Consider the following 10,617-nt stretch of genomic DNA (forward strand, 5'->3'; position numbering starts at 1 on the left):
CAGTTAAGTAATACATATGGTTAATAACTTCCGTAAGATAGACTCTATTCAGTTATTTGGATTCTGAAACATTATGTTTAATAAGAATCTGTAAATGCAGCTGAATAGAGTCTATCTTACTAATATATTAAGGAGTGTATTATTAATGGGTCTTTTTAATATATAGGAGGACTATTCATGAGTACAATATTAATGGTTGAAGATGATTTTTCACTTGGTATGGGAATCAAATTTGCTTTGGAAAAGGAAAATTACAGAGTAATACACGCAAAAAGCAAGAAAGAAGCTGAAGCAGAAATATTGAAAAATAGTTTTGATCTAGCTTTATTGGATATAACATTACCAGATGGAAACGGATACGAGTTGTTCACTAATATACAGAAAGTACAGGATATACCTGTTATATTCCTTACAGCACTAGATGAAGAGGTCAACATAGTTACTGGTCTTGATATGGGAGCGGATGATTATATAACAAAACCATTCAAGTTAAGAGAACTCATTTCAAGAATAAACGCAGTACTTAGAAGGACTTCAGTTAGAGAAAAAAAGAATACCCTTACTTCTGGTGATATGGTTTTATATCCAGATAAAATGAAAATATATAAAAATGCTGTAGAGATTGATGTAACAAAAACTGAATATAAAGTACTGAATTATTTTATGAAGAATGGGCAACAGATATTAAGTAAAGAACAACTATTGGAACATCTATGGGATATAGAAGGTAATTATATAGACCAGAATACGTTAGCTGTATATATGAGAAGAATCAGAGAGAAAATAGAGGACAACCCCTCTAGACCTGATTACATACAAACAGTTAGAGGTGTAGGTTACATATGGAATAAGAAGGTATTATAATTTCTAATGGAGTTAATTACAGGAGGATAAAATGATAAGATATTTCAAAAAAGAACCTTTCATATATAATATTTTCAAGATATCCTTGGGGCTAATGGCAGCTATAATGATAGTTTTCTATTTGATATCCAACAATATGGTTGAACAGTTACATAGACAGCAGATATTGGACGATTATAATATCATAGGTGGTTTAGCTACTTTGGTTCCTGAAAAGGATAAAGAAATCGCAAATATATTTTTAGAGGGAAAAAATAATCAATATATCATGGCAGGGAAAAAGGTTCTAAATAAATATGGATACACCGAGGATATGGATATCAGTTACAGCAAAGATTTTTATACAAAAGCGAAAAGTATGATGACATATAACATGATAATACTCATCTTGATTTTTTCAATTATTCTGTTTTATTTTTCTAAGAGCTTAATATATATCATGAAAAAAATAGAATTGTTTTCAATAGGGATAGATAAAGTAATGGATGGGGATTATTCTGTGCATTTGACTACCAATAATGAAGGAATAGTTGATAGGATAGGACATCAATTCAATCTAATGACCAGGAGATTGGAATTAAGTATAGAAGAAATCAAAAACAGTCGAGAACAAATAAAATCAATAGTAACAGATATATCACATCAATTTAAGACACCTCTTTCTTCCATAAAATTATTTAACTCTTTGATGCTGGAAGATGAAGTTGATAAAGAAAATCAGGTAAAATTTTTGGAAAGAAGCAAAGAAGAGATAATCAAGCTTGAGTGGTTGATTAATTCACTTGTTCATATATCTAGATTAGAAACAGGAATGATTCAATTAAAAAGAGAGAATAGGGATATCAAGAAAACTGTTTTAGATGCTATAAACGGGATATATCTGTCTGCAGGTGAAAAAGGTATCAATATTAACATAGAACAATTAATCAACATAGATATAAATCACGATAAAAAGTGGACAAAAGAAGCCATATTCAATCTGTTGGAAAATGCTGTGAAGTATACAGAAGACGGGGGAAGTATAACTGTAAACATGGTAAGACTAGAGACTTCGGTTAAGATAGTAATCAAGGATACGGGTATAGGCATTTCCCAAAAAGAGAAGTTCAAAGTTTTTGACAGGTTCTATAGAGGAGAATCAGAAGAAGTACAGAAAAAAGAAGGTTCGGGTGTAGGGTTATATCTTACTAAAAGAATTATTGAAGAACAAGGAGGTACAGTTACAGTACGTTCTACATTGAATAAGGGTACAACATTTTGCATATTATTCTTCCTTACAGATTTGTAAGATAAATTGAAATAAAAATGTAAGCTATGGAGTATATACTATTCACATAAAGATAATTAAGTCCAGTTACTTATAAGATAGAGTCAAATATATAGTCTATGGAGGAATAGAAATGAATGTACTAGAGACAAAAAATCTAAAGAAGTTTTATGGAAAAGAAAATATAGTAAAAGCGGTTAATAATCTTGATTTGACAATAAAAGAGAAAGAATTTGTTGCAATAGTTGGAACATCAGGTTCTGGTAAGAGCACATTACTACATTTGTTAGGAGGGTTGGACAGACCTACAGATGGTAAGGTTCTAATTGAAAACCAAGATATATATTCAATGAAAAATGAGCAGTTAGCTGTTTTTAGGAGAAGAAAAATAGGGTTCATATTTCAATTCTTCAACTTAGTACCAGTTCTCAATGCTTATGAGAACATAACATTACCTATTGAGTTGGATGGTAAGAAAGTAGATACAGAGTATGTTCAAGATTTGATGAATACCCTAAAAATATATGACCGAAGAGAACACTTACCAAGTGCCTTATCTGGTGGACAGCAGCAAAGAGTTGCAATAGCTAGAGCATTAGCTTCAAAACCATCTATCATATTAGCTGATGAACCTACAGGAAATCTTGATTCAAAGACAAGTGAAGAGGTTCTAGGACTATTAAAGCTATCAGTTAAAAAATATCATCAAACATTAGTTATGATTACACATGATGATTACATAGCTCGTATGGCAGATAGAATCATTAGAATTGAAGATGGGAAAATAGTTGAGGGAGGTAGATAGTATGAGTGTAATGGTTAAACTAGCAAGAAAGTACGGTAAATCCTCTAAGAGTAAATCAGGATTAATATTATTAGCTATCATATTATCTACTTGTCTAATAACAACTATAGTGACTTTTGCAGTAAGTATAAGAGAGATGAATCTAAATAATGTCATTGATTCTTATGGAAAAGCAGAAGCTAGATTTACTAATGTCAATGAGAAACAGATTGGTATGTTGAAACACCATATTCAATTAGAGGAAGCAGGAGTTTTTTCTAATGTAGCTGATGTGACAGATACGAATAATTATAGTTTGTCCTTATTATATGCTGATGAAGAAGGAGCAGACCTATTATCTCTTAAAGTGGTAGAAGGTATATTTCCACAAAAAGATAATGAAATAGCTGTATTGCCTTCTGTATTAGAACGATTTGAATTACCAGTAGAGTTAGGTCATAACATTACTATGGAATATAGTATAGGAAATGGAGATTCATATAATGGAAAATTCAAGGTTGTAGGAATTCTGAAAGAAAATAATATGATGGCTCTCAATAAGACAGGGTTAGGATTGATATCTGAGAATTTTATGAACAAAATAGATCCCCAATTAGTACATAAGGATATAGCTCTTAAATTAAAGGATGATAGTGATGTTTATAACAAGATATTAAAGATGTCAATGGATTTAGAAATTGCGGATGAAAATATTTCGTTCAATGAGATGCTCCTAAATGAAAAACGAAAAAACATAACCAATATGATACCTTTTGCAATATTGGGATTAATGGTTATTATTGCAACTATCATAGTAATATACAATATTTATTATATTTCTGTTGTGGAGAGGATACAGCAGATAGGTATGCTGTCATCTCTTGGTACATCTCCAAAGCAACTTAGAAAGATGATTATATATGAAGGTATCATATCATCAATGAAGGGTATACCATTGGGGATATTGTTAGGATATCTGATTAGTAATATATTAGTACCCATGATACCTCTTAGCAATAATATAGAAATGGTATTTCCATTATATATTATTCTTATAGCTGCTGGTGTTTCCTTGTTCACAATAAGGCTGGCATTGGTGAAACCAAGTAAAATAGCATCCAAAATATCTCCAATAGAGGCATTACGTTATTCACAGGTAAGTACAACAGGCAAAAAGACTACTAAAAAGATTAAGCATACTAGACTAGGTGCAGTTGGTAAGATGGCTTATTTAAACTTATGGAGAAATAAAAAACGTACAATAATGACTATGCTGTCTCTAACTATGAGTGGAATATTATTCATTACATTCTCATCTATCTTTAACAGTATGAGAATAGATAATCTTACAAGCAATTACGTAGCTGGGGATTTTGATATTGTTAATACTGATTCTGGAAAAGATAATATTGATGATATGAACAATATCATAGAGCAAGTTATGGAAATGAAAGATGTAAAAAACATTGTTAAAACAAGACATAAGATAGTCACAATGGAATATGATAGTGAGAAGATGGATGAGCATAAGGAGCAATATGGTAATTATGATGGAACTGTCAATTGTGATGTTTATGGATATGAAGATGTTACTCTAAAAAAATTGGCAGATAATATCTTGGACGGAAACTTGGATTTAGATAAATTAAATCAAGGTAAGTATGTAATATATTCAGGAGATAAAGATGAAGATAATTATCATACTGGAGACAAAGTATTATTCAATGTGAATAAGGGGGATGATACAAATTTTGCAGAAGAATTTACAGTATTAGCAATTACAGATATATTACCAATAAGTAATAATAGACATAGTATAGGACCTACTTGGATAGCACATGAAAAGATAGTTAAGAAATACCTAGGAGAGAATAATTACAAAAAAATATCTGTAAATGTTAATGAAAATTCAGAAGAAGAGGTTAAAACAGAATTAGATGCGCTACTAGCAAATTATGATGATGTAGAGGTAGCTGAATATAAAAGCCTTTTTGATGAGTACAACAGACAAAAGAATTCCATGAAGTTCATTGGAATGGTACTTGTTTTCGTTATTGGATTAATTGGTTTGCTGAATTTGATTAATACTATGATAACGAGTATCTTAACCAGAAAAAAAGAGCTTGGTATGCTTCAAGCCATTGGATTATCTGATAAACAGCTAAATACTATGTTACAAGTAGAAGGAATGTATTATTCGCTGATCAGTGGAGTTTTTGCATCAATATTTGGTATACGTATTGCCAAAGTCTGTTTTGAAGTATTTAGCAAAGAAGCGACATATGCCAAATGGCAAAGTCCAATAAAAGAAATAATATTGATGCTAGTTGTTCTAATAATTATCCAATATATTTTGACTTATTTTATAACCAAAAAGCTTAATAAGGAGTCCATTATAGATAGAATAATACGCGTTTAGTGAAATAAAATAGCTTTTTATAAAAAATATTAAAATATTTTTAAAAAACCCTTGATTTTTTTCTGAAATAGTATATGATTATATAGAACCTTGCATTATAAGTAAAAAATTATCAAGTTAATAAACGAGAATTATCTAATATTAGATTTAATAATATAGTTCGAATTTTTATTGATGAATTATTTACAAGTAATTTAAGGAAAAATAAAAATTCGGAGGTAAGAGATTATGACTGGTACAGTTAAATGGTTTAATTCAGACAAAGGTTTTGGTTTTATTTCAACAGATGAAGGAAATGACGTATTCGCTCATTATTCACAAATTCAAAAAGACGGATTCAAAACTTTAGAAGAAGGCGAAAAAGTTTCTTTTGACGTAGTTGAAGGAGCTAAAGGTCCTCAAGCTGAAAATATCGTAAGTTTATAATTTTAATAAATCGACCTAAAGATTTTATCTTTAGGTCTTTTTTATTGGAAAATTTAGTGATATAATAGTTAAGTGTATTCGGAGAGATGTCCGAGTGGCTTAAGGTGGTGGTCTCGAAAACCGCTGTGCGGCACAACCGTACCGAGGGTTCAAATCCCTCTCTCTCCGTTATTACAAGGCGAGTATATAATCATGTCTATAAAAACCCGTTACACGTGTGCCTAAAACGTGCCTAAGCCTGGTAATTTAATATCACCCCAATAATCTTTTTTGAGATTCAATGGATGAGTGAATGTAGGTATCCGTTGTTATTTTGGTTGTTGAGTGGCCTAACCTATCAGCTACAGTCTTTAAGTCCTTTCCCTTATTAAATAGTATAGTTGCGTGAGTATGCCTTAATCCATGGAACGATATGTGGTAGTTATATTTCCTAGCAATTATGGTAAACCTTTTACCTAATGTGACAGGATTTATAAATCGTCCGTCTGGTCGGCTGCAAAAGAATCCACTATCTATATATTGAGGACCATATTTGAGTTGTTGTTCTTTTCTTTGAATTAGATACTGCTTTAGTATTCTTGCTACATCAGGGAATATATATACAGGTCTAGTACTTCTATATGTGTTTTAGTAGAGTCTAAAGTCCATTTTTTTTCTATATACACCAAGTTATCCTTAACATAAATTTCGTTACGATCTAATTGGATATTATAGTCTTGTAAGCCACAAATTTCACCTTCACGCATACCAGTAGTACCAGCTAATAATACAGGTATGAAATAATCGGTATTTTTGAATATATGCAATAATCTATAGAATTGTTCTTCTGTTATAAATTTTGTTTCGGGGGTTTACTTGTATTATATCTATTCTATATATAGCAATAAAACTAAAAGAAGGATTTAATTCTAATACTTACCTAATGGGATTTATATATGGATTACTTTCAGCAGCAGTAGCGGTATATGGCAATCAAGTAATAAAATAGATTAAAAAGAAATAATATTTTGTCGAAAAAACTACAACATTTTATTATACTACCTAAACATACCAAACATAAGTCTATACATTGGTTGTGTAAAATGGTATAATCTGGAATAACAAAAGAGAAAGGATCGATTACTAATGAAGAAAATAAGAAATTTAATTTTGTTTTTTGCAATGATAATGGTTTTAGGTGGTGTTAATGTTTATGCAGCATCAATAGGTGACAAGTTGACTAGTCCAGAAGAAGGATGGAAAAGATATGATGATAATGCACCAGAAATTTTATATACAAATTGTGAGGAACGTTTTGATACAAGCTATAATACTACATATACCGGTAAAAGTAAAACTTCCTTGATTCCTGAGATGAATTTTAAGTTTTATGGTAGTAAACTAAGATTTATAGGAGTACATGGTTCTGGAACATATATGGGGAACGTAAAAATAATAATAGATGGAACTGAATATGAATTTAGTCAAGTAGGAGAACCTAAAAACACTTCACATACTTATGATGTGTCTATATTGCAATTTGAAAAAATAGGACTTACTAAAGGGGTTCATATTGTAAAAATTACACGAGATGTATCTCAAACTGGAAAATCTATGTGGCTTGATGCAATAGATATTGATTCAGATGGCGAGCTACTAACTTATATAACACAACCTACAAATTTAATAGCTACTCCATCAATCAATAATATAACTCTAAATTGGGACGCAGTAGATGGAGCAGATAGCTATACTATATTAAGATCAACAACACCAGATTTTATAGATACATTTATAGCTTCTAATATAACAGAAACAACTTACATAGACAATGATGTTGAAACAGGAGTAACTTATTATTATGCAGTAAGAGCAGTAAAAGATAGTGTAGAAAGTGAAAACTCTAATGTTGCATCAGCAATGATTGAAAAGGTAAATCCATCAGTATTACAAATTAAATTATCTACTACAGATATATATGAATATAGAGTTACTATGAATGAGGTAAATAATTTTATAAAATGGTATGTTGATAAATCAAATGGTACTGGATTACCATTCTATAAATTTGCAACGGATTCAAAAATAGAACCGTATACAGATTCTAATGAGTACTTAATATTTGATAAAATAGTTTGGTTTAAAGTTAAAGAATACTTAAAATAATATTATGCTGACCTACTTTCTTAATTTACATTCAGAAGAGAATAAACAATTATCGGTAATTGATGTAACACGCATAATGCGTTTATCACTAAAAGAAGTTTATGACTTAATTGAATGTGGTAAGTTAAATGTTGTTAATAACAAGCATATAGTAATCTTAAAAGGTGATTTATATAGAATGATATCATGATTACGAACAAAAGCCCTTAACCCTTATAAAATAAAGGTTAGGGGTTTTTTAATATTTATTCTTATAAAGAATAAGATAGTAGAATTACCAACCAAAAAAATATACTACATATTTATGACCCTGTTTCAGATAGTTCTAATTTTACTGGTTATGCAAAAGGAGGGTTTGATAGAAAAGAACAAGAAAGATTAAAAATTCAATGTGATAAACTTGATAAAAAAGGAAGCAGGTTTCTGCTATCAAATTCAGCAACAGATTTTATATTTGACCTTTATAAAGATCACATAATTGAGGTTATTAAAGCTAAGCTTTCTATTAATTCAAAAAGTGATAAACGTGGAGAAGTTGATGAGGTTTTGGTGAGAAATTATGAGTAGTAAACCAAAAACCAAAAATGATAAAGCTTGGGAATTATTATTCCAAAAATATAATATTGTTAATAGTGTAGATAAAAATGGTTATGTGAATATTAAATCTGAACAAATAAATGAATTTAGAGAAGCAAGATTGATGACTAAATTTGACAAAAATGTAGTTTTCATATTGTTAAAGTAATAGCACTCTAAAGTAAACTCATCCAAATCCACTACAATTAGAATAAGTATTGCATTAGTAAATTATATTTGCTAATGCAGTTTTTGGTATTTTACACTTGAAATTATTGTTTTAAAGAGTAATTCAAATAAGTTATTGTAATATAGTACATTACTAAAGATAATTTAAAAATTATTCATTTTCCAATTCTAAAGGAAATGTCACTTGCCAATTCCCTTTTGTAAATAAACCACTAGTAACAAAATCTCCCAAAAGAGAATATTGCTCTATTTCAGCTTGTGGAATATCAAACACATATTCCATATAATCTATACGTCCACCATCATCAGATGTATCTGTAAATGTAACATTATAATCGCATTTAATCTCATTTCTATTTTTATCTTTTAGAGTAAAAAATCCATGATTATCATTATTTAATGGATTAGTAACACCTATTTGAATATGTAGCATATCATCCACATAACCAATACCTGTAAAATCTATACTCTCAACAGGAAAATCCATTGGTTGAGAGGGAAGTAGTATATTTGTGGTATCTTTATTAGATAAGAATTTTTCAAAGTTTGCTCCGCCACCAATTATCTTTACTGCCTTAGTTTCAGACGATACTCTAATAGTTGAAAGATCAATATCTAATGGTATATTATCATATCTATGCTTACCACTAATAAACTCTCTTACTGAAAATGTTATCTTGTCTTCAATAATATTTTTATTTCCCCACTCAGTTATAGAGATAAGGAATGTTGCAGTTTTAGTAGTATCTTCATATCCAACAAGTTGACAAGTAGCTGAACTATTAAAAGGACGATAAATGGAAAACTATCATACAAATCGGTGCTTTTGTCAATTCTATTTCCTGTAAGGTCTTGCATTGTAATATAAATTTCTGCCTTATCATCATGGATATAGGTAGAGACTACTTCCATCTTAATGCCATTATCTTCACAAGATTTTTCTAAATATGAAAAAGAGCAATTTTATGGCAATAGTACTTTATTTAAATATTACCACAGATTTAATTTGAGTATTTAGTAAAAGTTATAATATAAAAAAGAGAACTATTATTTATTAGAGGTTTATAGAAATTAATATAGTATTAAGGTATTTAAAAAAGAAGAAAAGAATAATGGATATATTTTTAGGGTATTTTATGAAAACACTGAAGATGCTGAGATAGTAGGATTTATTTTCTTAATATAGTAAAAAGAGAAGTGATAGAAGTAATGCTAGATAAGATTACAGTAAGGATGAAATTAAAGAATGGGGAGAAAATATCAATAAATTTAGAAGGACATATATTTAACTGGACTACTAACTTATAATTGGTTTTTCACATTAGTACATGCTTGTACATATATTATAATAAGAACATATATAAGGATGTGAGAAATGAAAAAGCATAAGAAACATAATCATAACTACGATAGATACGAACATGATTGGTATTGGAATGAATGTGATTGGGATGAAATTGAATTTGAAGAAATTGAATTTGAAAAAATGGAAGAATGTTTTGATGACCTAGATTCATGTTGTTCTGACGATTGCTGTTGGGTATGTTGTTGTAGAGGCCCGAGGGGACCAAGAGGACCAAGGGGTCCGAGAGGCAAGCGAGGACCAAAAGGCGATACAGGCGATACTGGAGCAACAGGTCCAAGAGGACCAAAAGGTAAACGAGGACCAAAAGGTGATACAGGAGATACAGGGGATACAGGAGCTACTGGTCCAAGAGGACTGAGAGGACGAAGAGGTCCAACAGGAGATACAGGAGCAACAGGTGAAACGGGTCCAATAGGAGCAACGGGAGCAACAGGCGAAACCGGCCCAATAGGAGCAACGGGAGCAACAGGCGAAACCGGCCCAATAGGAGCAACGGGAGCAACAGGTGAAACGGGCCCAATAGGTCCAACAGGAGATACGGGAGCAACAGGTGAAACGGGTCCAATAGGAGCAACGGGAGC

The 10,617-nt window shown here is 30.6% G+C and carries 10 protein-coding genes, 1 tRNA gene and 1 pseudogene; 10 read left to right on the forward strand and 2 right to left on the reverse strand.

Annotation, left to right across the window (positions count from 1 at the left end; genetic code table 11):
- Positions 1-177 precede the first annotated feature (177 nt).
- From N4A55_RS12325 to N4A55_RS12350, 6 genes are all read left to right on the forward strand, one after another.
- The gene (locus tag N4A55_RS12325; RefSeq protein ID WP_113673197.1) at positions 178-864 is read left to right on the forward strand and encodes a response regulator transcription factor; all 687 of its coding nucleotides are present in this window, start codon (positions 178-180) and stop codon (positions 862-864) included.
- A gap of 31 nt (positions 865-895) precedes the next feature.
- Positions 896-2,152: a sensor histidine kinase gene (locus tag N4A55_RS12330; protein ID WP_293756802.1), complete on the forward strand. Its 1,257-nt coding sequence runs from the start codon at positions 896-898 to the stop codon at positions 2,150-2,152.
- 112 nt (positions 2,153-2,264) lie between these two features.
- Positions 2,265-2,936 (forward strand): ABC transporter ATP-binding protein, encoded by a 672-nt coding sequence (locus N4A55_RS12335; RefSeq protein WP_293756805.1) that lies wholly within the window; start codon positions 2,265-2,267, stop codon positions 2,934-2,936.
- 1 nt (position 2,937) lies between these two features.
- Positions 2,938-5,334, forward strand: a complete 2,397-nt coding sequence (locus N4A55_RS12340) for an ABC transporter permease (protein ID WP_293756807.1) — start codon at positions 2,938-2,940, stop codon at positions 5,332-5,334.
- 228 nt (positions 5,335-5,562) lie between these two features.
- The gene (locus tag N4A55_RS12345) at positions 5,563-5,760 is read left to right on the forward strand and encodes a cold-shock protein (protein ID WP_113673201.1); all 198 of its coding nucleotides are present in this window, start codon (positions 5,563-5,565) and stop codon (positions 5,758-5,760) included.
- A gap of 80 nt (positions 5,761-5,840) precedes the next feature.
- Positions 5,841-5,928, forward strand: a tRNA-Ser gene (locus tag N4A55_RS12350).
- 84 nt (positions 5,929-6,012) lie between these two features.
- Here the strand turns inward: N4A55_RS12350 and N4A55_RS17065 are convergent.
- Positions 6,013-6,357: a tyrosine-type recombinase/integrase gene (locus N4A55_RS17065; RefSeq protein WP_330666399.1), complete on the reverse strand. Its 345-nt coding sequence runs from the start codon at positions 6,355-6,357 to the stop codon at positions 6,013-6,015.
- 528 nt (positions 6,358-6,885) lie between these two features.
- Between N4A55_RS17065 and N4A55_RS12355 the strand changes: the two genes are divergently transcribed.
- The 3 genes from N4A55_RS12355 (at position 6,886) to N4A55_RS12365 (ending at position 8,650) form a co-directional block, all read left to right on the forward strand.
- Complete coding sequence (locus N4A55_RS12355; RefSeq protein ID WP_293756811.1) at positions 6,886-7,905, forward strand: hypothetical protein; 1,020 nt, start codon at positions 6,886-6,888, stop codon at positions 7,903-7,905.
- 300 nt (positions 7,906-8,205) lie between these two features.
- Positions 8,206-8,472, forward strand: coding sequence for a DNA adenine methylase (locus N4A55_RS12360; protein ID WP_293756825.1), 267 nt, complete (start codon positions 8,206-8,208; stop codon positions 8,470-8,472).
- Positions 8,465-8,650, forward strand: coding sequence for a type II restriction enzyme (locus N4A55_RS12365; protein WP_293756814.1), 186 nt, complete (start codon positions 8,465-8,467; stop codon positions 8,648-8,650). Before N4A55_RS12360 ends, N4A55_RS12365 begins: the two co-directional genes overlap by 8 nt.
- Before the next feature lie 171 nt (positions 8,651-8,821).
- Here N4A55_RS12365 and N4A55_RS12370 read toward each other — a convergent pair whose 3' ends face one another.
- On the reverse strand, positions 8,822-9,112 hold the full coding sequence (locus tag N4A55_RS12370; protein WP_293756817.1) for a hypothetical protein: 291 nt from the start codon (positions 9,110-9,112) through the stop codon (positions 8,822-8,824).
- 933 nt (positions 9,113-10,045) lie between these two features.
- Between N4A55_RS12370 and N4A55_RS12375 the strand changes: the two are divergent.
- Positions 10,046-10,617 (forward strand): annotated as a pseudogene (locus N4A55_RS12375) (hypothetical protein); the annotation flags it as partial.

It is taken from the genome of Vallitalea sp., from assembly GCF_025211055.1.
Classification (GTDB): domain Bacteria; phylum Bacillota; class Clostridia; order Lachnospirales; family Vallitaleaceae; genus Vallitalea.

Coding starts and splice junctions, on each gene's coding strand:
- N4A55_RS12345 (WP_113673201.1), top strand. CDS start 5,563: ATGACTGGTACAGTTAAATGGTTTAATTCAGACAAAGGTTTTGGTTTT.
- N4A55_RS12365 (WP_293756814.1), top strand. CDS start 8,465: ATGAGTAGTAAACCAAAAACCAAAAATGATAAAGCTTGGGAATTATTA.
- N4A55_RS12355 (WP_293756811.1), top strand. CDS start 6,886: ATGAAGAAAATAAGAAATTTAATTTTGTTTTTTGCAATGATAATGGTT.
- N4A55_RS12335 (WP_293756805.1), top strand. CDS start 2,265: ATGAATGTACTAGAGACAAAAAATCTAAAGAAGTTTTATGGAAAAGAA.
- N4A55_RS12330 (WP_293756802.1), top strand. CDS start 896: ATGATAAGATATTTCAAAAAAGAACCTTTCATATATAATATTTTCAAG.
- N4A55_RS12340 (WP_293756807.1), top strand. CDS start 2,938: ATGAGTGTAATGGTTAAACTAGCAAGAAAGTACGGTAAATCCTCTAAG.
- N4A55_RS12325 (WP_113673197.1), top strand. CDS start 178: ATGAGTACAATATTAATGGTTGAAGATGATTTTTCACTTGGTATGGGA.